Annotated in this window: 23 protein-coding genes; all 23 read left to right on the top strand. The window is 30.5% G+C overall.

Annotated elements, in window-relative coordinates:
* Positions 1-456 precede the first annotated feature (456 nt).
* The 23 genes from HGI79_RS01500 (at position 457) to coaBC (ending at position 23,278) form a co-directional block, all read left to right on the top strand.
* Positions 457-1,731, top strand: coding sequence for a glycosyltransferase family 2 protein (locus HGI79_RS01500; protein WP_185648956.1), 1,275 nt, complete (start codon positions 457-459; stop codon positions 1,729-1,731).
* 182 nt (positions 1,732-1,913) lie between these two features.
* Positions 1,914-3,182, top strand: a complete 1,269-nt coding sequence (gene ftsA / locus HGI79_RS01495; RefSeq protein ID WP_185648955.1) for a cell division protein FtsA — start codon at positions 1,914-1,916, stop codon at positions 3,180-3,182.
* A 16-nt stretch (positions 3,183-3,198) separates the two neighbouring features.
* Positions 3,199-4,338 carry a cell division protein FtsZ gene (ftsZ, locus tag HGI79_RS01490; protein ID WP_185648954.1) on the top strand — a complete coding sequence of 380 codons (1,140 nt, stop codon included), beginning with the start codon at positions 3,199-3,201 and terminating at the stop codon, positions 4,336-4,338.
* A 224-nt stretch (positions 4,339-4,562) separates the two neighbouring features.
* On the top strand, positions 4,563-5,378 hold the full coding sequence (gene spoIIGA / locus HGI79_RS01485) for a sigma-E processing peptidase SpoIIGA (RefSeq protein WP_185648953.1): 816 nt from the start codon (positions 4,563-4,565) through the stop codon (positions 5,376-5,378).
* Between the two features lie 75 nt (positions 5,379-5,453).
* Complete coding sequence (gene sigE, locus HGI79_RS01480) at positions 5,454-6,161, top strand: RNA polymerase sporulation sigma factor SigE (RefSeq protein WP_185648952.1); 708 nt, start codon at positions 5,454-5,456, stop codon at positions 6,159-6,161.
* Between the two features lie 76 nt (positions 6,162-6,237).
* Positions 6,238-7,011: an RNA polymerase sporulation sigma factor SigG gene (gene sigG, locus HGI79_RS01475; RefSeq protein WP_185648951.1), complete on the top strand. Its 774-nt coding sequence runs from the start codon at positions 6,238-6,240 to the stop codon at positions 7,009-7,011.
* Positions 7,012-7,557: 546 nt separating this feature from the next.
* Positions 7,558-7,821, top strand: coding sequence for a YlmC/YmxH family sporulation protein (locus HGI79_RS01470; RefSeq protein WP_185648950.1), 264 nt, complete (start codon positions 7,558-7,560; stop codon positions 7,819-7,821).
* 107 nt (positions 7,822-7,928) lie between these two features.
* Positions 7,929-8,384: a transcriptional regulator NrdR gene (gene nrdR, locus HGI79_RS01465; RefSeq protein WP_185648949.1), complete on the top strand. Its 456-nt coding sequence runs from the start codon at positions 7,929-7,931 to the stop codon at positions 8,382-8,384.
* Positions 8,385-8,555: 171 nt separating this feature from the next.
* Positions 8,556-9,263, top strand: coding sequence for a peptidoglycan editing factor PgeF (gene pgeF / locus HGI79_RS01460; RefSeq protein ID WP_185648948.1), 708 nt, complete (start codon positions 8,556-8,558; stop codon positions 9,261-9,263).
* A 26-nt stretch (positions 9,264-9,289) separates the two neighbouring features.
* Positions 9,290-9,985 carry a response regulator transcription factor gene (locus HGI79_RS01455; protein ID WP_185648947.1) on the top strand — a complete coding sequence of 232 codons (696 nt, stop codon included), beginning with the start codon at positions 9,290-9,292 and terminating at the stop codon, positions 9,983-9,985.
* A gap of 12 nt (positions 9,986-9,997) precedes the next feature.
* On the top strand, positions 9,998-11,737 hold the full coding sequence (gene pnpS, locus HGI79_RS01450) for a two-component system histidine kinase PnpS (RefSeq protein ID WP_185649004.1): 1,740 nt from the start codon (positions 9,998-10,000) through the stop codon (positions 11,735-11,737).
* Between the two features lie 363 nt (positions 11,738-12,100).
* Positions 12,101-12,997: a phosphate ABC transporter substrate-binding protein gene (locus HGI79_RS01445; protein WP_185648946.1), complete on the top strand. Its 897-nt coding sequence runs from the start codon at positions 12,101-12,103 to the stop codon at positions 12,995-12,997.
* A 51-nt stretch (positions 12,998-13,048) separates the two neighbouring features.
* A complete protein-coding gene (locus HGI79_RS01440; protein WP_185648945.1) occupies positions 13,049-13,333 on the top strand; it encodes a DUF47 domain-containing protein in 285 nt (94 codons plus the stop codon).
* 140 nt (positions 13,334-13,473) lie between these two features.
* Complete coding sequence (locus HGI79_RS01435) at positions 13,474-14,808, top strand: DUF512 domain-containing protein (protein ID WP_185648944.1); 1,335 nt, start codon at positions 13,474-13,476, stop codon at positions 14,806-14,808.
* Positions 14,809-14,811: 3 nt separating this feature from the next.
* The gene (gene der, locus HGI79_RS01430; protein WP_185648943.1) at positions 14,812-16,128 is read left to right on the top strand and encodes a ribosome biogenesis GTPase Der; all 1,317 of its coding nucleotides are present in this window, start codon (positions 14,812-14,814) and stop codon (positions 16,126-16,128) included.
* A 2-nt stretch (positions 16,129-16,130) separates the two neighbouring features.
* Entirely contained in the window at positions 16,131-17,129 is a 999-nt protein-coding gene (locus HGI79_RS01425; RefSeq protein WP_185648942.1) for an NAD(P)H-dependent glycerol-3-phosphate dehydrogenase, read from the top strand.
* A gap of 139 nt (positions 17,130-17,268) precedes the next feature.
* Positions 17,269-18,747, top strand: a complete 1,479-nt coding sequence (spoIVA, locus tag HGI79_RS01420; RefSeq protein ID WP_185648941.1) for a stage IV sporulation protein A — start codon at positions 17,269-17,271, stop codon at positions 18,745-18,747.
* Between the two features lie 625 nt (positions 18,748-19,372).
* Positions 19,373-19,546 (top strand): hypothetical protein, encoded by a 174-nt coding sequence (locus tag HGI79_RS01415; RefSeq protein WP_185648940.1) that lies wholly within the window; start codon positions 19,373-19,375, stop codon positions 19,544-19,546.
* Between the two features lie 530 nt (positions 19,547-20,076).
* Positions 20,077-20,955, top strand: a complete 879-nt coding sequence (locus tag HGI79_RS01410) for a YicC/YloC family endoribonuclease (RefSeq protein ID WP_185648939.1) — start codon at positions 20,077-20,079, stop codon at positions 20,953-20,955.
* 17 nt (positions 20,956-20,972) lie between these two features.
* On the top strand, positions 20,973-21,251 hold the full coding sequence (gene remA / locus HGI79_RS01405; protein WP_185648938.1) for an extracellular matrix/biofilm regulator RemA: 279 nt from the start codon (positions 20,973-20,975) through the stop codon (positions 21,249-21,251).
* Entirely contained in the window at positions 21,251-21,880 is a 630-nt protein-coding gene (gmk, locus tag HGI79_RS01400) for a guanylate kinase (RefSeq protein ID WP_185648937.1), read from the top strand. Before remA ends, gmk begins: the two co-directional genes overlap by 1 nt.
* A complete protein-coding gene (gene rpoZ, locus HGI79_RS01395; RefSeq protein ID WP_185648936.1) occupies positions 21,861-22,079 on the top strand; it encodes a DNA-directed RNA polymerase subunit omega in 219 nt (72 codons plus the stop codon). The genes gmk and rpoZ overlap by 20 nt, the downstream gene beginning before the upstream one ends.
* Positions 22,079-23,278, top strand: a complete 1,200-nt coding sequence (gene coaBC, locus HGI79_RS01390; protein WP_185648935.1) for a bifunctional phosphopantothenoylcysteine decarboxylase/phosphopantothenate--cysteine ligase CoaBC — start codon at positions 22,079-22,081, stop codon at positions 23,276-23,278. The genes rpoZ and coaBC overlap by 1 nt, the downstream gene beginning before the upstream one ends.
* The last annotated feature ends 6 nt before the right edge of the window (positions 23,279-23,284 follow it).

The raw sequence follows: 23,284 nt of genomic DNA, 5'->3' as shown, positions 1-23,284 counted from the left end.
TCTATCCAAATGACTCATCTTTTTTATGAAGCCGTCTTAAATCAATATAAAAGATCAGTTCGTAGTGCCTCATAAGGCTCTACCCCCTTTTCTAATGCTGTACTATAACAATAAATTGTAATTTCTATAATTATATAATAACATAGGAAGTAACGGTAAACAAATAAACTATATGGTGTTAAATGTGATTTAAAATTCAAAAAATAATAATAATAATTAATTAAATCTATATATATATGTTTTTCTATGTATAGCTATTATTTTTATATAAATACGGAACTTTTAAATTTAATTTACGCAGCATAGCATAATCTAGTAATATGCTGTGTGGAATAAATTAAATTTAAAAGTTGTACATCTATGTACATCTAAAATATTTTTGCTAAATTATTATAAATTCTATAGTAATTAAAGTTCATTTATGCTAAAATAACTTTGAATTAGGGGGGATTGATATTGAGCATTTTCAAGGAAATAATTCATGATACCTCTCGCATTTTAACTTATATAGTATATTTCATAACTATGTACTACCTATGTATATCTTTTTTTGGTATATATAAGAGAAAAGATGATAAAGAGGTAAAACCCAATAAAAGCTTTGCCTTAGTAGTTGCTGCACATAATGAAGAAATTGTTATAGGAGACATTGTTGACAGTCTTAAAAACCTCGATTATCCTAGGGAACTTTATGATATTTTTGTTATTGCAGATAACTGTACTGATAAAACTGCTATAAAGGCAAGGAATAAAGGTGCTATAGTATATGAAAGATTTGATAAGGAAAAACGAGGTAAAGGTTTTGCTTTAGAATGGATGTTTGATAAGATTTTTAAAATGGACAAAAAATATAGCGCCGTTGCAATATTTGATGCGGATAACCTTGCTCATAAAAGGTTCTTAAAGGAAATGAATAAAAAGCTTTGTGAAGGTTATAAGGTAGTTCAAGGCTACTTAGATAGTAAAAATCCTCAAGATACTTGGATTACAGCTAGCTATTCTATATCATTTTGGACTAATAATAGAATATTTCAATTAGCAAGAAGTAATATGGGTTTATCTAGCCAATTGGGTGGAACAGGTTTTTGTATTGATACTAATATATTGAAAAAGCTTGGTTGGGGAGCTACTTGTTTGACAGAAGACTTAGAGTTTACATGTAAAATTATATTGCATGGTTATAAAGTAGGATGGGCTCATAATGCTATAATATATGATGAAAAACCCCTTACCTTAGCACAGTCTTGGCGGCAAAGAAAAAGGTGGATGCAAGGATTTGCAGATGTTGCCAGCAGATATTTCTTTAAGTTGTTAAAAAAGTCTATCTGTAGTTTTAGTTTTATTGCATTAGATTGTGCGTTATATAGTATACAACCAGTAGTAGCAGTATTGATGGGCATTTCAGCTCTAGTGGGTACGTTTCAACATTTTGCAAAGGCTTCTAACCTCATAGCAAGTTTTAGTTCAGTTGTTTATTCATTTAATTTTAACTTGTTAACCATAATAGCTATATTGATTTCTATACTACAGTTACTGTATACTCCTTTTATATTAATTTTAGAAAAGAAGTTTAGCTTTAAGATATTCTTGTATTACATAATATATCCAGTTTATGCTATTACCTGGTTTCCTATTTCATTGCAAGGAATTATAGATAAAAATAAAAAAGAATGGAGTCATACTGTACATACTAGAAGTATCAAAATTAATGATTTAGAGAAAGCTAATTAGAATAATAAGTAAGGGGGGAGATTGTAAATCTTTCCCTTTTGTTATATGTAGTAAACAAAATGATAGATTATTTAACTATATTTGAGATTTTATTAAAATATGATAAAATATTAAGAGGAAAAATAAACTTTTTGTTGAATATATAATTTGATGGTTCTCTTACAAGGGGGGAAAGATGCTTAATGAATGAGTATATAGTTGGAATAGATATAGGATCATCTAAAGTATGTGCTGCCGCTGGAAAAATAGATAAGTACGGTAAAATGCAAATAATAGGAATTACATCGGCAAATTGTAATGGTGTTAAAAAGGGTATAGTTGTTGACATAGATAACACTTCTGAATCGGTAAAGCTATGCATTGACAGTCTGGAAAGAATGATTGATGCAAAGATATCGGAAGCTTACATATCTTTAACAGGGGGAATAAGTGAACTATTATGGAATAAAGGTGTTGTAGCTGTTGCTTCAGAAGATAGGGAAATTAAAGAGAATGATGTAAAAAGAGTTTTAAAGGCATCTAAAATTATTACAATTCCATCCGATAAAGAAATCATAGGTGTTATACCTCAGCAGTACATAATTGATGGTTATGATAAAATAAAAGACCCTATAGGTATGAGTGGACTAAGACTAGAAGTGGATGCTCAAATTATACTAGCACAAACCACAGTAGTAAACAATCTTTTTAAGAGTATAAACAAGGCTGGAATTAAGGTGCTTGGAGTAGTATTCCAACCATTAGCTCTGTCTGCAGTTATATTAAAAGAAGAAGAAACAAGACGTGGAGTAGCGTTAGTAGATGTAGGTTCAGAATCCATTAATATTTATGCTTATGAAGGTGGGTATCTAGCTAATATAAGTACAATAGCTTTTGGTGGTAGTACCATAACCAATGACATAGCATTGTGCTTAAAGTTACCTTTTTCAGAAGCGGAAAAGTTAAAGCTAAAATATGGATGTGTTGGAGAAGATTCTACAAGTTATAATTTGAAAATTGATGTCAATGCGGATTATAATAATATAGTACAAACAGATTATAGTACATTAAAACAAATCATAGAAGCTAGGGTGGAAGAGTTATTATATCTCATAGACCAAAAACTAAAGTCTAGTGGTTGTTATGAAAAACTAACCGGAGTTGTTATATCTGGAGGTGGACTAGCACTTTTTAAAGGTATTGAAGACTTTAGTAAGAACATAATCCAAAAGCCAATTAGAATAGGTACACCAGATTATATTGGAGCAGCAAGTCCCCTATACGCATCAGCGGTAGGTATAGTGAAAGATGTTGCAGACTCAGTAAAAGATAGAAGTTTTGCAAGGAAGACAGAAAAGGAAAGAGAAAATACAGCAAGAGAATTAGCTATGGAAAGTGATATTAGGGAAGAAAAAAAAGAAAACATTGGATTTGTATCAAAAATAAAAGATTTTTTTACAGATTTTTTCTAATGAGGGAGGTAGTATTGTGCTAGATTTTGATGTTGAACTTCAACAATTTGCAAATATAAAAGTAATAGGATGCGGTGGCGGCGGGAACAATGCTGTAAACAGAATGATAAGGGATGGATTAAAGAATGTTGAGTTTATTTCTGTAAATACAGATAAACAGGCATTAATGCTTTCGCAAGCATCACAAAAAATACAGATAGGGGATAAGCTTACTAAGGGTCTGGGAGCTGGTGCCAACCCTGAAATCGGACAAAAAGCAGCTGACGAAAGTAAAGATGAAATTTCACAAGCAATAAAAGGCGCAGATATGGTATTTATTACAGCTGGTATGGGTGGTGGTACTGGTACAGGAGCAGCACCAGTAATTGCTGAAATAGCTAAATCTATGGGGATTTTAACCGTAGGTGTAGTAACTAAGCCTTTTCCATTTGAAGGTAGAAAAAGAATGCTCCATGCAGAAATGGGAATTAAGAATCTGAAAGAAAGAGTAGATACCTTAGTAACTATTCCAAATGAAAGATTGTTAAGCATAGTTGATAAGAAAACTACCCTAATGGAATCATTTAAATATGCAGATGATATTTTGAGACAAGGTGTTCAGGGTATATCTGACTTAATTACTATTCCTGGTCTTGTAAACCTTGATTTTGCAGATGTTAGAACTATAATGATAGATAAAGGACTTGCACATATGGGTGTAGGTAGAGGCACTGGAGATAATAGGGCACAGGAAGCTGCAAAACAGGCTATATCAAGTCCGTTACTAGAAACTTCTATAGTAGGGGCAACAGGGGTGCTTTTGAATATTACAGGTGGGCCAGACTTAGGATTGCTTGAAATAAATGAGGCAGCAGAAATAGTTCAGGAAGCAGCAGATCCAGATGCAAATATTATATTTGGTGCAGTAATCGATGAAAATATAAAGGATGAAATAAGAATTACTGTAATTGCTACAGGATTTGAAGCTGAAAGAGTTCAATTGAAGAAGGAAACAGTTGTGAAAACAAATAATATAAATAGTGTAAATAATATAACACCGCAACAAACTCCTAATCATGCAAACAATAAAGATGAAGCTGCAGCTACCTTAGAATATCATAACTTTGATGAAAATAACTTGGAAATACCTGCATTTTTAAGAAGACAAAGAAAATAAAGTGAAATTTACATGAAGCAGAGAAATCTCTAAAAAAACACTAAGCAAGTGAACTACTTGCTTAGTGTTTTTTTATAGGTTCATGGTTATATATCTAAATATAATGGCATATTATATCACATAAAAATAAAGAATATAAATATAAAATGACAAAATTTTGAAATTTATAGCTGTATAATAAAACTATAAACTTTAGATAAACGTAATGGAGGTGGAGTTTTTATTTGGTTGTCTTTTTAGATGTGATAATTCTTGAAAACTTAGTAGTAAATTTATTTTTGTTGCATATTACAGCAAATACTATAAAAATACGAACAAAATTTGGATACATGTTTATAGCAGCTATATTAGGAAGTCTTTATGTTATTACATTAGTGTATCCTCAACTAATTTTTTTTTCAACTTTACCATTTAAAATTATTGCTGCAGTATTAATAATTTTAATTGCTTTTAGAAAGAGAAGTTTTATTCTTAACTTAAAAGCAGTATGTATATTTATTTCATATTCTATGGGGTTGGCTGGACTATGTATTTTTATACAATTAATTCTGAATCAATATAATGAAAATTATGATATAGGAAGTTTTTATATTGAGAATTTTTCTTACAAAAAACTTATGATTTCTCTCATGATAATATATATGCTAATAAATAGGTTAATAATTTATATTAAAGATAGAAAAAGTTTGAGTACTTTAATTTATGATGTAGAAATTGTACTAAAAAATTCTAGGAAACATATAAAGGCCTTTTTAGATACTGGAAACGAACTAAGAGAACCAGCTACAAATTTACCAGTAATTATAGTAGAAAAGCAAGTTTTCTATGATATAGATTTAAATTCCTATGATAAATTTCATATTCCCTATAAAGTAGTAAATGGACAAGGGGGAACTATGGAAGGTATTAAGCCGGAATATGTAACAATAAATTCAGGCGAAGAAAATTGTGACAAAGAAGTTATAATAGCATTCTGTGAAGGAAAACTAAGTGATATTAATGATTATGATGCACTGTTATCAAGAGGGGTAATAATGTAGATTAATTATGAGGAAAAATTAAAATGTTTAATTATTTGTAGAAATAAGTAATAACACTTACAATAGGGGGTATATATGCTAAAAATAAAAATTTTATTAAATAGAATATTAACAAAGTTTAAGGTTTTTATTAAAACTGTTTACTATATAGGAGGAAATGATGTCTTACCTCCTCCATTAACTAAAAAAGAAGAAGATGATTTAGTTGCAAAACTTGTTTCAGGAGAAGAAAGTGTAAGATCAACTTTAATAGAGAGAAATCTCAGGTTGGTAGTTTACATAGCTAGAAAATTCGAAAATACTGGAGTGAATGTTGAGGATTTAGTATCTGTAGGGACTATAGGACTTATAAAAGCTGTAAACACATTTGATCCAGAGAAAAAAATAAAATTAGCTACATACGCTTCACGTTGTATTGAAAACGAAATATTAATGTATTTGAGAAGAAATAGTAAAGTTAAAGCTGAAATTTCTTTTTATGAGCCATTAAACATCGATTGGGATGGAAATGAATTGCTCTTATCAGACATATTAGGTACGGAGAATGATGTAGTGTATAATTTTATAGAAGATGAAGTGGATAAACAGCTTTTAATGGTAGCTATGAAAAGACTTAGTGATAGAGAAAAAGAAATAGTGAGCTTGAGATTTGGATTAAATGGACAAGGAGAAAAAACTCAAAAAGAAGTTGCGGATATGTTAGGAATATCTCAATCATATATTTCTAGATTGGAAAAGAGAATAATAAAAAGATTGAAGAAAGAAATAAATAAAATGTTATAAGGTTGTCTTTAGTATAAAATTTAGCTCCTTAGTAAATAATTTAAATGCGATATATTCTGAAGGGGCTGATGACTTTATGATAATTAATAAAGTTGAAATTTGTGGCGTAAATACTGCGAAACTACCGGTTTTAAAGGAACCAGAGATGAAGGATTTGTTAATAAAGATGAAGGAAGGAGATAACAGATCCAGAGAAAAATTTATAAGAGGAAACTTAAGATTAGTTCTAAGTGTAATTCAAAGATTTAACAACAGAGGGGAAAATGTAGATGATTTATTTCAAGTTGGTTGCATAGGATTAATTAAGGCTATTGATAACTTTGATTTAAGTCAGAATGTTAAATTTTCTACCTATGCTGTACCGATGATTATAGGTGAAATAAGAAGGTATTTAAGAGATAACAATTCCATAAGGGTAAGTAGGTCCTTAAGGGATATTGCTTACAGAGCTCTGCAGGTTAGAGATAGACTTATAAGCGAAAACAACAAAGAACCTACCATATCACAAATAGCAAAGGAATTAAAAGTTCCAAGAGAAGAAGTGGTATTTGCTTTAGATGCCATTCAAGATCCAGTATCCTTATTTGAACCTATATATCATGATGGAGGAGATGCTATCTATGTTATGGATCAAATAAGTGATAGCAAGAACATGGATGATAGTTGGCTAGAGAATATAGCCATAAAGGAAGCCATGAAAAAACTAAATGATCGAGAAAAACTTATACTTAATTTAAGATTTTTTGATGGAAGAACTCAAATGGAGGTAGCAGATGAAATAGGAATATCACAAGCACAGGTATCAAGATTAGAAAAAACTGCATTAAGACATATGAGAAAATACGTTTAAATCTAGGTATTATATATACTTATTGATTATTATAAGCTGAGAATAAGATTAAGTATCAAACTTAATATTCTCAGCTTTTTATTTTTCACTGACATTAAGGCATCTAGGTGCATTTAATTTTAGTGAAGAAATATATTCCAGATACGTGCTTCAAAACCTAAGAAGCTCTAAAACTTGCTCAGGATCAAATCAAACTCGCTACACTCAAACAATGATTTGCCCTATCTTCACTGCGTTAAGAGCTTCTAAGGCTTTTACGCAATGTAGCTTTCCATATTTTTCTTCACTAAAATTAAATGCACCCTAGGCATCTGAAAAAATAACTAGTCAATTTAACGGGTAATTTTGTGTAATACTGCGTTGGCAGAACCCGTTAATAGTTCAACTATTGACGGGACCTGCCGCCTTGTCTTACACAAAATTCCCTGGTTAAAATTGACTTGTTATTTTTTCAGATACCTTAATGCTCAATATATTCTTTAAACTGTAATGAATAAAAATATATATTCATATATTTATTAAAAAGGGGATAGGGAGGAATAAAACATGGAAGAAGAAAAAGCATTATATTCTATTGGTAATTTAAGATCCATGGAAATAATTGACATAAATACTGGGACAAAATTAGGATTTATAAAGGATTTAAAAATAGATTGCGATGAGAGCAGGGTTGTTTCACTCATATTACCAGCTCAAAAAGTTTCATGGTTTGGTAAAACAGAAGATATTGAGATTCCATGGGGGAATATTAAAAAGATAGGTGTAGATGTGTTGCTTATTGATGGTGAAGATTTTATGCTGAAAGATTAAAAGATAATATGTAGAATTTTGTACAAAAAAGTGTATAATATTTATAGGAATGGGTTTACATAGACTAAGTTAAACATAATTTTAGATTTAAAAGGACGTGAAGAAAAGTGAAATGCCCTTATTGCGGCTATGCGGAAAGTAAAGTTGTTGATTCAAGATCCACGGAAGATAATGCATCTATAAGGAGAAGGAGAGAGTGTTTAAGTTGTAATAAGAGATACACTACTTATGAGAAAATTGAAAATGTACCTATACTAGTAATAAAAAAGAATATGAATAGAGAATATTTTGATAGAACAAAAATAATAAATGGTTTAATAAAAGCATGTCAAAAAAGACCAGTTTCAAGACAGCAAATAGAAGATGTGGCAAATGAAGTAGAAAAGAAAATTAATAATCAAATGCTCACAGAGGTAAATTCAGATTATATAGGTGAAATGATAATGGAAAACCTTAAGCAGTTGGATGAAGTTTCCTACGTTAGATTTGCATCAGTTTATAGGCAGTTTAAAGATATAAATACTTTTATGGAGGAAATTAAAAATTTAATAGGTAATAAGTAATGGTATGCTAATGCATACCATTACTTATTGTTAATGTTAACAATAAGTTAAGGGTGTTAAAAAGTATAAGTTTTTATGCTATACAATATAAATGAATGTTAAAATATTATTAAATGCCTATAATATTGAGTATTAAGCTTTTGGTAAATACAGAATATTGGAGGTTCATATATGGAGAAAGTATTAATCGACAATTATGAATTTATAAAAATTTCTTTAAGTGGAGCAGAGGTAGTAGTTTCAACTGCAAAAAATAATTTAAGTTTTAATAAGGCTACAGATGAAGGTATAAAAAATTTAGAAAATATAAAAAAATGGTTTGGTGTAGAAAATATAGGATATTTACATCAGGTTCATGGCAATGATGTTGTTTTATATGATTATAAGACTGAAGAAGGAGATGCCCTAATTACTAATAAATTTAATACTGCTATTGGAGTGTTTGCAGCAGATTGTACTCCTATTTTATTATATGATAAAGTAAATAAAGTAGTAGCTGCTGTTCACAGCGGTTGGAGAGGCACTTTCTCAGGGGTTCTAACAGATACAATTAGTAAAATGGAAAAAATATATGGCTCTAAAGGAGAAAACCTAATTATATGTATTGGGCCTCATATACATGAATGTTGCTACGAAGTTAGTGAGGAGCTTATACATAAATTTAAACAATCTAGTACATATAACAATATAAACATATCAAATGGAAGAAAGTTAAGCATGAAAAAATGTATAATGCATCAATTACTAGATAAAGGAATTTGTAAGCAAAATATTTATGATATGAATATATGTACATTCTGCAATGATGAATATTTAATGCATTCCTATAGGAAAAATAATAATGGCGGGAGATTATTTTCTTTCATCTATTTGAAATAGCTTTTAAATTACTCAGGAGGTGCGATATGCCGGAAGAAAAAATATTGGTAGTAGATGATGAAGAACATATAAGAGAACTTATCAAATTTAACTTAGAAAATAACGGATATAGGACAGTTTGTTCAGATAACGGGTTAGAAGCGTTAAAGGTTGCATCTTTAGAAAATCCACAATTAGTACTTTTAGATGTAATGTTACCCGGTATGGATGGATATGATGTGTGTAAAGAAATAAGAAAGAATAACAATATATCTTCTACGCCTATTATAATGATAACGGCTAAAGGAGAAGAATTTGATAGAGTTTTAGGGTTAGAACTAGGTGCAGATGATTATATTACTAAGCCATTTTCCATAAGAGAACTTATAGCTAGAGTGAAGGCAGTTTTAAGAAGAACTGCAATAAAACCTGTAGATAAATCTTTTAACTTTGGCAAAATAACTATAGATTTTGAAAAACATGAGATTCTAAAAAATGGCACTAAGATAGAACTAACTTTAAAAGAATTTGAATTGCTTGAAATATTGATAAAAAATAAAGGAAGGGTAATGACTAGAGATTTTTTACTAGATAAGATATGGGGTTATGAGTATATAGGTGAAACTAGGACAGTTGATGTTCACATAAGACATTTAAGACAAAAAATTGAGGAAGATGATAAAAATCCTAGATATATAGAAACTATACGAGGCATTGGATATAGATTCACTTCAGGGGATTAATTGGTGATTAATATGAAAAAAAAGCTTATGAGTTCTATGCTAGTCACTGTATTTCTTAGTATGACTATAATTACTATTCTTTTTATATTTATTGAAAATTACGAGTACAAAGAAAATATAAAAGAAACTTTAAAAATGAATAATGCTTTAATAATAAATTTATTAAAGAATGAAAATATAGAGAATAAGGAAGATTTTTTAAAGTATGATTTTAAAAGAGAAGATTTTCTAAAATATAATCTTAAGAGTGAAATGATTAGAGTGACATTTATAGATAGCAGTGGCAAGGTCTTAAATGATTCAGTAGCTGATAGTGAAAGTATGGACAATCATAATTCCAGGAAAGAGGTACAGGATGCAAGGAAATATGGTGTTGGATATAGCATAAGGCATAGCTATACTATAGGTAAAGACACATTATATTTTGCTACCAGCTTTGGTAATGGATATATTCTAAGAAGTTCTATAACAATACAAGCTATTAAAATGATAGAAAATAGTTACTTTAAGTATTATGTAGCAATTATAGTTTTTTCTATGTTATTATCCACAATATTTGCATCAAGGCTATCTCAATCTATAGTAATGCCTATAAAAAATCTTGAATTTGCTACATCAAGAATGGCTAAGGGAGAACTACATAGAAGAGTTAACATATTTTCAGAAAATGAAATAGGGCAACTTAGTAGAACCTTTAATAATATGGCTGATAAACTACAAGTTACACTAAAGGATGCTTTAGACAAGCAAAATAAGTTAGAGGCCATATTGAAAAGCATGGATAGTGGAGTTATTGCTATTGACAAACATTATAAAGTGATTATTATAAATCCTTACGCTAAATCAATATTTGGAATAAACAAAAATATTATAGGTCAGAAGCTCATGGATAACATAAGAGATTTTGAATTGGAAGATGTATTCAAAAATACAAATGAAGATTATAGAGAACTAAAAATACTTTGGCCTAAAGAGAAAGATTTAAGAATACGAACTGCGGAGATTATAAGTGATAAGGAAAAGATAGGTACAGTTGCTGTGGTTCAGGATATAACTGATGTGAAAAAGCTAGAAAATATGAGATCACAGTTTGTTGCAAATGTATCACATGAATTAAAAACTCCATTAACATCTATTAAAGGTTTTGCTGAAACTTTAAGATATGTTAATGATGCTGCTAACAAAGACAAGTTTCTTAGTATAATTAATGACGAAGCAGATAGGTTAACTAGACTAATTAATGATATTTTAATTCTATCTCACATTGAAAGTAGTACTAAGGAAAAAAATGAAAAAGTGGAAGTAAACCATATTGTAAAAGATGTATGTTACCTTATGAAAAACTCAGCAGATAAAAAGAATATTAAGTTGACTATTGTTGGAGAAAATATTCCACATTTAATTGGAGATAGTGATAGATTTAAACAAATGGTCATTAATTTAATAGATAACGCTATTAAGTATACAGAGAACGGCGGATCTGTTGAAGTTGGAACAGAATATGAGAATAATACTTGTATATTATGGATTAAAGATACTGGTGTTGGAATACCCAAAGAGCATTTAGGTAGACTTTTTGAAAGGTTTTATAGAGTAGATAAAGCTAGATCTAGAAATCAAGGTGGCACAGGACTAGGATTAGCTATAGTAAAACATATTGTAATGCTATTTGGCGGTATAATTGATGTGGAAAGTCAGTTGGGTAAGGGAAGTACATTTATAGTCAAAATACCGTATAACAAAAATAGTTAAATTAAATGACAAATTATTGCTAAGTTTTAAGTATATGTTAAGTTTTGTAATAAAACTTAACATATTTTTTATTAGGCTATGCCAAAATGTATTTATTCATTAGGCTAAAATTTAGGTGGGATCTAAATGCCTAAGTGGCATTTAACGGGCAGTTTACTGATGTAAGTCGGCATAAAAAACTGCCCTAGTGTGGATATACAAAACCCTATGTGAATTAAGTTTCAATTCATTTAAATATAGGCAGCTAACTGATATGTATGTTAATTTTATTTAACCTATGTATAATAAATAGTTAACTTTAGAGATGTAATATAAATAAGGTAGAAAACAATTGCATTGAAAATTTTGAGGAGGGTTTACGTAATGAAGAAGGGAAGCTTAAGAGCTATGCTAGCTGCGGTTGCAATAACTGTTGTAGCTGGAGCGTTTGTAGGTTGCGGAAGTAGTCAGCAGGCTGCAAAAACAGGAGAAGAAACTAAAAAGGAAATAAGTGGTTCAATAACACTTGCTGGTTCAACAGCGCTTCAACCATTGGCTGAACAAGCTGGAAAGGCATTTACTGAAAAGAATCCAAAGGCAACAATCAATGTTCAAGGTGGCGGAAGTGGTACTGGATTAAAATTAGTTTCAGAAGGTACTGCAGATATTGGAAATTCAGATGTAACAACTGAAGGTTCAAAATTAGATGCTGCTAAAGCAAAGGAATTAGTTGATCACCAAGTATGTGTAATTGGATTTGCAGTAGTAGTAAATCCAGACGTAAAAGTTGATAACCTAACAAAGGATCAAATACAAAAGATATTTACAGGAGAAATAACTAACTGGAAACAGGTTGGTGGAGATGATGCTGCTATAAATGTAATAAATAGAGCAAAATCTTCAGGTACAAGAGCAACATTTAAACAAACAGTTATGGGCGGAAAAGATGAAAAAGAAGGGCTTGGAACAACTCAAGATTCAAACGGAAATGTTGAAAAAGCTATACAAGCTACTAAGGGTTCTATAAGTTATCTTGCTTTATCATATTTAAGTGAGGATGTTAAGAAAAATGTAAAGCCAGTAAAAATAGAAGGTGTAGAATCTAATAAAGATAACATAACTACAGGAAAATATCCATTCTGGTCATATGAACATATGTATACTAAAGGTGAAGCTAAAGATTTATCTAAAGCATTTATAGATTACATGGTAAGTGATGAAAATAAAGCATTAGTTGAAAAGTTAGGATATATACCAGCAAGTGATATGAAAACTAAATAATATATTGCCATAACTAGCTGGATGTTTAACATTAGCAACATAATATACTAAATGAATAAAAATAACGGATCAATAAATTCCAAATTGATTCGTTATTTTTTTGTTGAAACTGCTAATATTGCATATAAAGCTGCTAATGCTTTAGTAGAATTTTTTAAACAGCTAGATAACGCAGAAGAAAACCTTAAAAAACTTAAGGATGTTGAACACGAAGGAGATAAAAAACAACATGAAATATTAGAGCAACTTAACAAAACCTTTATAACATCATTTGACAGATTAACGGTTTTACAATTGAAAACCCTTCTTCTAGAAGGGTTTTTATACGTTGACTAAATAATCATATTAAGGTAATATTACTAAATGGAGATAACATGAAAAATTTAAGCTAAGTAAACTTTTTGTTTAGTTTTAGCATAATTTGCTTTGGTTAACTGGATATAAGGTTATGAAAAGGAAAAATAGGAGTTGAACATATGAAAAATCAAATTGCAGCAGTGAATCCAGGGAGTTTAGCTGAAGAATTAGAACTAGAAGCAGGAGATTATCTGTTGACTATTAATGGTCAAGAGGTTAAAGATATTATTGATTACAAATTTTTGATTTGTGATGAAAATGTCACTATAGAAATTGAGAAAAGTAACGGTGAGATTTGGGAACTTGAAGTGGAAAAAGACTATGATGAAGATTTAGGTGTTGAGTTTAGAGATGCTATACTAGATAAACCTAAAAGCTGTCATAATAAATGTATTTTTTGTTTTATAGATCAGCTTCCAAAAGGTATGAGAGAAACTCTTTACTTTAAAGATGATGATTCTAGACTAGCATTTCTGCAAGGAAATTTTGTTACTTTGACTAATATGAGTGATGATGATATTAATAGAATAATAAAGTATAGGATAAGTCCTATAAATGTATCAGTTCACACTACTAATGCTAAGCTTAGAATTAAAATGACTAATAACAGATTTGCAGGTAATATATATGATAGACTGAAAAAGCTAGCTGAGGCTGGAATAAGTATAAATTGCCAAATCGTACTATGCCCAGAAGTAAATGATGGAGAAGAGTTGTTAAAAACTATTGAGGATTTATATAAGCTTTACCCTCAAATAGAGAATTTAGCTGTAGTACCTGTAGGACTTACAAAGTTTAGAGAAGGCTTATACCATATGAAACTTTATAATAAAAAATCTGCTGGTGAGCAGCTGGATCTAGTATCTAAGCTTCAAGATAAATATAGAAAAGAAATAGGAGAGCCTTTTGTAAGACTATCTGATGAATTTTATGTTATTGCAGAAAGAGAAGTGCCAAATACGGATTTTTATAAGGGATTTAAGCAATTAGAAGATGGCGTTGGAGTTATACGTATTTTTAGAAACCATGTTAACAACTCTATAAAAGATTTGAAATTAAAAGCAAAGGGTTCTTTTACACTTATAACTGGAGGTTCTGCATATGCAGAAATACAAAATGCTGCTAATATTATTATGGATGTTAACCCTAATATAAAAATAAATGTAAAAAAAATAATTAATTATTTTTTTGGTGAAACAATAACTGTAGCGGGACTTATAACTGGAGAAGATATAGTGCAACAAGTTAAAGATGAAGAGATTGGAGAATACATCATAATTCCTGATTGTATGCTAAGAAAAGGATATGAATTAGCATCAAACCATGAAAAAGTCTTTTTAGATGATATTACAATAGACGAACTAGAAAAAAGATTAAATAAAAAAATACTAGTATGTGATTATACTGGAGAAGATTTAGTAAAAATAATAAATGAACATTGCAAGGAGGACTAAGATATGGGAAAACCAATAGTAGCTATAGTTGGAAGACCAAATGTAGGAAAATCTACATTGTTTAATAAATTAGCAGGAAAGAGAATATCTATAGTAGAAGATACACCAGGAGTTACTAGAGATAGAGTATACGCAGAGGCTGAATGGCTAAAATATAACTTTACTATTATTGATACAGGTGGTATTGAGCCTGAGAGTAGTGACATAATTATTTCTCAGATGAGAAGGCAAGCACAAATTGCTATGGAAACAGCTAATGTAATAATATTTATAGTTGACGGAAAAGAAGGACTTACAGCAGCGGATAGAGAAGTAGCTCAGATGCTTAGAAAAAGCAAAAAATCTGTTGTACTAGTTGTTAACAAGGTTGATAGTTTAAAGGAAGAAGATAACGCATATGAGTTTTATAATCTTGGTATAGGAGAACCAGTTACAATCTCAGCTTCTCAAGGTCTTGGTCTTGGCGATATGCTTGATAAAGTAGTATCTTATTTTGAGAGTGAAAGTCTTTATGAAGAAGATGATGAATATATAAGAGTAGCTTTTGTTGGAAAACCTAATGTAGGAAAATCTTCTATGGTTAACAGACTTTTAGGAGAGGAAAGGGTTATAGTTAGTGATATCCCTGGTACTACCAGGGATGCTATCGATAGTTATTTAGATACAGATTATGGAAAATTTATTCTTGTAGATACTGCTGGTCTTAGAAGAAAAAGCAAGGTTAAAGAAGAAATAGAAAGATATAGTGTTATTAGAACATATACTGCCATAGAAAGAGCAGATGTATGTATATTGATGTTAGATGCAACACAAGGTATAACTGACCAGGATGAAAAAATAATAGGTTATGCTCATGAGTTGAATAAAGCTATATTGGTAATTGTTAATAAATGGGATCTTATAGAAAAAGATACTAAAACTATGAATGAGTTTAAAACTATGATAGGTAAAAGTTTATCTTTTATGCCTTATGCACCATTCCTATTTATATCTGTTAAGACAGGACAGAGAGCACATAAAGTTTTAGAAACTATTAAAATGTGTTATGATAACTATAATAAAAGAGTTAAAACTGGTGTTTTAAATGACGTTATAAGTAAGGCTGTAATGATGAAAGAACCACCGGTGGTAGCAAATAAGAGATTAAAAATATATTATGTTACTCAGATAGGAACGAAAGCTCCAACTTTTGTATTCTTTGTAAATGACCCTACATGTATTCACTTTTCTTATGCAAGATATCTTGAAAATCAATTAAGAGACAATTTTGATTTTGCAGGAACTGGAATAAAGTTGGAGTTTAGAGAAAGGAAGGAATAAATATGTTTTCAAAGGTGGCTTTTTTAGGAGGAGGTAGTTTTGGAACTGCTTTGGCTGTTATGCTAGCTAAAAAAGGTACTAAGGTTAAAATTTGGGATAGGAAAAAAGATGTAATAAGTGATATTAATATAAAAAAACAAAATCATAAATATTTACAGGGCATACTCATACCAGATGGAGTAATAGCATCAGATAATATGGAAGAAGTAGTTGAACATAGTGATTTTATAGTACTATCCATTCCATCACATGCTATAAGAGCTATTTGTATGGAAGTTAAGAAATATATAAAGCATAACCAAATAGTTATAAGCATAGCTAAGGGTATTGAAGAAGAAAGTGGAAAGAGACTTTCACAAGTAATTAAGGAAGAGATACCTAATAATCCTATAGTTGTACTATCAGGTCCTAGTCATGCGGAAGAAGTAGCTCAAGGCATACCAACTACAGTAGTTGTTTCCTCTGAACAAATTAAATATGCAGAAAAAGTTCAAGATTTATTTATGACTGACAAATTTAGAGTGTATACAAATGAAGATTTAGTAGGTGTTGAAATTGGAGGAGCTGTGAAGAATATTATTGCACTTGCGGCTGGAATATCTGATGGTATAGGTTATGGTGATAATACGAAGGCAGCACTTATGACTCGTGGTATGAGTGAAATTATAAGAATAGGTGTTAAGCTTGGAGGAAAAAAAGAAACTTTTGCAGGATTAACAGGTATGGGTGACTTAATTGTTACCTGCACAAGTATACATAGTAGAAATCGAAGGGCCGGAATACTTATTGGTAAAGGATCATCTTCTGTTGAAGCTAGTGAGCAAGTCGGTATGGTAGTAGAAGGAATAAAAGCATGCAAAGCTTTCTATGAATTAAAGGAAAAACTAAAAGTATCTATGCCCATTACAGATATTTTATACAGAGTACTTTTTGAAAGTAAAGATCCAAAGTTTGCGGTTTATGAATTGATGACAAGAGATAAGAAGGACGAATTATACTAAAGAGAAGTTAGGAATGTTATTTTGTGAATCTACATTCTTAACTTCTCAATTTTTATATTAAATGAAAATATTTAGTAATAAACTTCATTATGAACCAATATATATATAGTGTTAATATTTGATTACTGGGGGTTATATTTTGGAGAACTTTGATATATACAAAGATATAGCAGAAAGAACTCAAGGAGACATATATGTAGGGGTAGTAGGTCCTGTAAGAACAGGTAAATCAACTTTTATAAAAAGATTTATGGAACTTATGGTAATACCTAATATTGAAAACTCTTATAAAAAGCAAAGAGCAAAGGATGAACTACCTCAAAGCTCGTCAGGAAAATCTATTCATACTACTGAACCAAAATTTGTACCTAATGAGGCAGTAGAAGTAGGCTTAAATGAAGGGACAAAGTTTAAAGTTAGAATGGTTGACTGTGTAGGGTATATTGTAAAGAATGCATTAGGCTACATGGAAGGTGAGCAGGCAAAGATGGTAAACACACCTTGGTATGATTATGAAATACCTTTTGAAGAGGCTGCAGAATTAGGAACGAAAAAAGTTATAAATGAACACTCAACCATTGGGCTCTTAATTACTACGGATGGATCTATAACAGGTATAAATAGAGATGATTATGTTGAAGCAGAAGAAAGAGTAGTAAATGAACTTAAGTCTATAAATAAACCATTTATAATAGTATTAAATTCACAACAGCCGTATAATCCTGAAACCATTAACTTAAAGAGAAGTTTAGAAGAAAAATATGATGTACCTGTGCAAACTATAGATGTACTTAATATGAAGGAAGAAGATATAACAAATGTGTTCCATAGAGTACTTAAAGAGTTTCCTATCAAAGAGATAAATATTGATATACCAGAGTGGATAGAAAGATTAGAACCAGTTCATTGGTTAAAAACAAATTTTATAAATTTAGTCAAAGATCTGTGCGAGAACATATATAAAGTAAGAGATATAGCTAAATCTCTAGAAAGTTTTAAAGACATAGAATTCTTAGGGGCAGCAAATATTTTGGAAGTTAATATGGGAGAAGGAACAGCAAGGATAGACTTGAAACCAAGATCGGATATGTTCTACAAAATATTAGGTGAAGTCTGCGAAAGTGAAATAGCTGGAGAAAGTAATTTGCTTGATATGGTGAAAGAAATGCATAAAGCTAAAATAGAATACGATAAGGTATCACAAGCTTTAATAGATGTAAAAGAAACAGGATATGGCTTAGTAGCACCTCAACTTGTAGAAATGAAGCTAGAAGAACCTGAAATTGTAAAGCAAGGTAATAGGTTTGGGGTTAAGCTTAAAGCTAGTGCTCCATCATTACACTTTATAAGAGCAGACATTGAAACAGAAGTATCACCTATTATGGGAACGGAAAGAGAAAGTGAAGAAATGCTTAAATCCTTGCTGGAACAGTTTGAAAATGACCCATCTAAAATATGGCAAAGTAATATGTTTGGCAAGTCTTTGGAAATTCTTGTAAAAGAAGGTTTGCAAAACAAATTATATAAGATGCCAGAAGATGTACAGGTAAAAATACAAAGAACTCTTCAAAAAATAATAAATGAAGGCAACGGTGGTTTGATTTGCATAATACTATAAAAGAATTACTGTAAAAATTAATTTAATAGTTTTTAAATATATAAAGTCTGTGATAACTAATTTTTATATCAGTACTATAAAGCCTGTGAATCTTTAGTTCACAGGCTTTATAGTACTGATATAAATTTATAGGGTTCCATGGTGGAAACTTAACTTATACGACCGAATATGTTGCCAAACTTCAGCACGTTAAAAACTTTTAATCAGTCTAAAGTTCGTGTTTAAGCAGAGAGCCAAAATCTGTGATTTTGTGCGAATCGCTTACTACTCTGACGAAAGGAAGAGTAGTTTCATAATAAATTCAAAAGAACCTTATATAAACTCGCTGCGCTCTGTCGGACCAACTTATCAATTACCATTGATAAGTCGCTGGTGAAAAGCCATTTAGGCTTTTCACCATATATAAGGTTCTAAGATTTTCTAAAACACTTCACTAAGACTGATAAAAAAGTTTTTAAATGTGCTTCAGTTTTGTCAACATATTCCTACGTATAAGTTAAGTTTCGAGCTAGGAACCCAATAGTGAGAAAAAGAAAATAAATTTATGAAATTATAATAAAAGCTATGAAAAACTATAATGGTTAGATTATAATAGAAGGATAGAAAAATTCTATGTATCTTAGGAATGAATTCTAAATTTGTGGATTTTTGTGTTAGTCAAGGTGAAAAAGATAGTATTATTGAAGGTATAGAGAGTATGTTACATACCTATAGCTATAAGGGAGGTGGAAAACAATTAGGAAATTTAGGAGTAATATTTGGAGATAGCCTTCCAGGACAAAAAGTTAAGATAAAGTGAAACTTGAATCAGATGGGGTTTGTCTTACGATCCAGGGACGTAGCCGCTCTTTACTCCCAGTTAAGCAGAGAGCCAAAATCTGTGATTTTGTGCGAATCGGTTAAGCAGATATACAAAATCTGTGATTTTGATATGGTCGCTTACTCTGTGAGTACTCCTCTGAAGAGGAGTTTCCTATAAAGATGGGCGTATTAGAGCGGGTAGCCATCGGATAAAGTTAATGTTTACTGTCAGCAAAACTAGTTATATTAAAAAATTAGAGAACTTTTTGAAGAGAGATTATATTTAGTTTAAATTGTTTATATTATTATATAAGCGCCTAAAAATATCTAGTAATAGGCCTATATAAATTAATAATATATTTGCAATATTTCTATAAATGCACTCACTATATATTTTTGTGATATAATCTTTTTAAACTATGTTTTGTCATATAAAGCTAGATATCGTAAATTTATCTTGAAATTATTATTAATATTTATGTATAATTATTATGGATTCACAAGGAATAACGGAAGGATGAATTAATAATGGTAAAAAGCATGACCGGATTTGGAAGGGGAAGCATAGAACAACATGGGCTAAGTTTTACGGTGGAAATAAAAAGTGTCAATCATAGATATTGTGACTTAAATATAAAAATGCCTAAAAGCCTGCTAGCCTTAGAAGATAGGATAAGAAAAACTGTCTTACAAAAAGTTAACAGAGGAAAGGTTGATATTTTTATTACTCAAAGTGTTCATGGAAAACAAAGTAGTAAAGCTATATTAGATGAGAATCTTGCAGATAGCTATGTAGACTGCTTAAATAGAATAAAAGATAGATATAGTATTAAGGAAAATTTATCTTTATCTCTTATAGCCAAGTTTCCCGATGTAATAACTTTAGAGCAAGAACAGGATAACTTAGAAGAAATATGGGCAATCCTTTCTACGCCTTTATGTGACGCTATAAACTTATTAGTAGAAATGAGAGAAAGGGAAGGACAAAAACTCCAAAGCAACATACTCTTAAAATGTGACTATATTAAGGGTTTTTTGGATAAAATAGAAGAAAGATCGCCTTTAATAGTAAAAGAATATAAAGAAAAATTTACTGAAAGACTAAATGAATTAGTTAAAGATTATCAAATCGATGATAACAGAATAGCTATGGAAATTGCTATTTTTGCAGATAAAGCATGTGTAGATGAAGAAATTGTTAGATTAAACAGCCATATATTACAGTTAAAGGATACTATGAGCATAGATGAACCTATAGGAAGAAAACTTGATTTTATTGTTCAAGAAATGAATAGAGAAACAAATACAATTGGATCAAAAGCAAATAATTTAGAAATAACAAATTTTGTTTTAAATATAAAAAACGAAATTGAAAAGATAAGAGAACAAGTGCAAAACATTGAGTAGAAACTAGGAGGAAATATATGAGTATAAAATTGATAAATATAGGCTTTGGGAACATCGTTTCAGCAAATAGATTAGTAGCCATAGTTAGTCCAGAATCCGCTCCTATCAAAAGAATAATTCAGGAAGCAAGAGATAGAGGAATGCTTATAGATGCTACTTATGGTAGAAGAACTAGAGCAGTTATAATAACTGATAGTGACCATGTTATACTTTCTGCAGTTCAACCAGAAACTGTAGCGCATAGACTATCATCTAAAGAAGAAGAGGCAGAAGAAGCGAACGAGGTAGAAGAATAATGAAAAAGAAGGGGCTTTTAGTAGTAATATCAGGACCTTCGGGAGCTGGGAAAGGTACTATATGTAAAGCATTATTAAATGAAGGTGATTTCTGGCTTTCTGTTTCTGCTACTACAAGACAGCCGCGAATAGGCGAAATAGATGGAGTTAACTATTATTTTTTAAAAAGGGAAGATTTTGAATGTAGGATATCCAATAATGATTTCTTAGAATATGCAGAGGTATATGGAAATTACTATGGAACTCCTAGATCCAAAGCACTGGAAGCTATAGAAGATGGAAGAGATGTTATACTAGAAATAGATATTCAGGGAGCCTTAAAGGTAAAAGAAAATTATCCTGAGGGAGTATTTATATTTATACTTCCACCTTCTATGGAAGAATTAAAAAATAGAATAATAAAGCGAGGAAGTGAAACCCCTGAATCCTTGGTTACTAGATTTAAATCCGCATATAAAGAAGTAAATTATATGTCAAAATACAATTATGCTGTTATAAATGATGAAGTAGAAGAAGCAGTAAAAAAAATACAAAGTATAATTGTAGCTGAGAGATGTAGAGTGGACAGAGTTAAAGATAAAATATTAGATTCTAAGGAGGGAATTATTCATGAGCAACTCTATGATTAATCCATCAATAATTGAATTATTAGAAAAAGTTGATAACAGATACACATTAGTTACTATGACTTCAAAAAGAGCTAGACAAATAATACAGGGAGAAGATCCTTTAGTAAGAGTTAACTCAACTAAACCTGTTACAATAGCTATAAACGAAATTAATGAAGGAGCAATTACATACGAGACTATCAGAGAAGGTATAAAATAATGGATAACAAAAAAAAAACTATACTTATTGGAGTAACAGGTGGCATAGCTGTATATAAAGCTTTAGATGTAATAAGTAAGCTGAAAAAAAAAGGTTATGACATACATGTAATAATGACTGAGTCAGCTACCAAATTTGTGCATCCTTTAAGCTTTCAAACTCTGAGTCAAAATATTGTAAATTATGATATGTTTTCAGAGCCAAGAGCATGGGAGATTCAACATATATCTCTTGCTAAAAAAGCTGATTTAGTTGCTGTTGTACCAGCAACAGCAAATATTATAGGAAAAGTTGCCAATGGTATTGCAGATGATTTATTATCTACTACAATTATGGCAACAAAGGCCAAGGTGATTTTTGCACCAGCTATGAATACAAATATGTATAATAATCCTATAGTTAAAGATAACATATGTAAATTACAAAGTTTTGGATATGATTTTATTAATCCTTCTAGTGGACGTTTAGCCTGTGGAGATGAAGGTGAAGGTAAGCTTGCGGATACTGAACTTATTGCGGAGTACATTCACAGTGCACTTTATGATATAAAGGATTTACAAGGAAAAAAAGTTCTTGTAACCGCAGGTCCGACAGTTGCTTATATAGATCCTGTTAGGTATATAACAAATAAATCTACAGGAAAAATGGGATATGCTATAGCAGAAGAAGCTAGAGATAGAGGAGCTGAAGTAACTCTTATATCAGGGGCAGAAGCCTTGAAAGATCCTTATGGAATAAAAACAGTAAAGGTTAAGACAAACAAGGAAATGTTTGATGAGGTTTTAACTCGCTTTAGTAGTCAAGATATAGTTATCAAAGCTGCTGCAGTAGCAGATTATAAACCGTCACAGTATTCTCATAAAAAGATAAAGAAAATATCAGATGAGTTTAATTTAACTTTAGTTAAAGATAACGATATATTAAAAAAATTAGGTGAAATAAAGAATAAACAAGTACTTGTAGGTTTTGCTGCTGAAAGTAATGACTTGCTGCAAAATGCTGAAAGAAAACTAAAAAACAAGAATCTTGATTATATTGTAGCTAATGATATAACTGGAGAGGGTATAGGATTTGCGTCAGATAACAATAAAGTAACTATTCTCTCAAGAGATGGGAATATTATTCCCTTAAAGAAGATGTCAAAACGGCAGGTAGCAAGAGAAGTATTTAATCTATTACTGAAAAATAGTAAAGTTTAGATTGTA

The organism is Clostridium sp. DJ247 (assembly GCF_014231265.1).
Note: the sequence above shows the minus strand (reverse complement) of the source record. Positions and strands in the feature narration are given on the sequence as shown.

Bases quoted from the DNA above. Each gene is read 5' to 3' on its own strand.
- der (WP_185648943.1), top strand. From the start codon at position 14,812: ATGGGAAAACCAATAGTAGCTATAGTTGGAAGACCAAATGTAGGAAAA.
- sigG (WP_185648951.1), top strand. From the start codon at position 6,238: ATGATAATTAATAAAGTTGAAATTTGTGGCGTAAATACTGCGAAACTA.
- HGI79_RS01470 (WP_185648950.1), top strand. From the start codon at position 7,558: ATGGAAGAAGAAAAAGCATTATATTCTATTGGTAATTTAAGATCCATG.
- HGI79_RS01415 (WP_185648940.1), top strand. From the start codon at position 19,373: ATGAATTCTAAATTTGTGGATTTTTGTGTTAGTCAAGGTGAAAAAGAT.
- pnpS (WP_185649004.1), top strand. From the start codon at position 9,998: ATGAAAAAAAAGCTTATGAGTTCTATGCTAGTCACTGTATTTCTTAGT.
- ftsA (WP_185648955.1), top strand. From the start codon at position 1,914: ATGAATGAGTATATAGTTGGAATAGATATAGGATCATCTAAAGTATGT.
- HGI79_RS01440 (WP_185648945.1), top strand. From the start codon at position 13,049: ATGAATAAAAATAACGGATCAATAAATTCCAAATTGATTCGTTATTTT.
- gmk (WP_185648937.1), top strand. From the start codon at position 21,251: ATGAAAAAGAAGGGGCTTTTAGTAGTAATATCAGGACCTTCGGGAGCT.
- HGI79_RS01445 (WP_185648946.1), top strand. From the start codon at position 12,101: ATGAAGAAGGGAAGCTTAAGAGCTATGCTAGCTGCGGTTGCAATAACT.
- coaBC (WP_185648935.1), top strand. From the start codon at position 22,079: ATGGATAACAAAAAAAAAACTATACTTATTGGAGTAACAGGTGGCATA.
- remA (WP_185648938.1), top strand. From the start codon at position 20,973: ATGAGTATAAAATTGATAAATATAGGCTTTGGGAACATCGTTTCAGCA.
- pgeF (WP_185648948.1), top strand. From the start codon at position 8,556: ATGGAGAAAGTATTAATCGACAATTATGAATTTATAAAAATTTCTTTA.
- HGI79_RS01435 (WP_185648944.1), top strand. From the start codon at position 13,474: ATGAAAAATCAAATTGCAGCAGTGAATCCAGGGAGTTTAGCTGAAGAA.
- HGI79_RS01425 (WP_185648942.1), top strand. From the start codon at position 16,131: ATGTTTTCAAAGGTGGCTTTTTTAGGAGGAGGTAGTTTTGGAACTGCT.
- rpoZ (WP_185648936.1), top strand. From the start codon at position 21,861: ATGAGCAACTCTATGATTAATCCATCAATAATTGAATTATTAGAAAAA.
- HGI79_RS01455 (WP_185648947.1), top strand. From the start codon at position 9,290: ATGCCGGAAGAAAAAATATTGGTAGTAGATGATGAAGAACATATAAGA.
- sigE (WP_185648952.1), top strand. From the start codon at position 5,454: ATGCTAAAAATAAAAATTTTATTAAATAGAATATTAACAAAGTTTAAG.
- HGI79_RS01410 (WP_185648939.1), top strand. From the start codon at position 20,077: ATGGTAAAAAGCATGACCGGATTTGGAAGGGGAAGCATAGAACAACAT.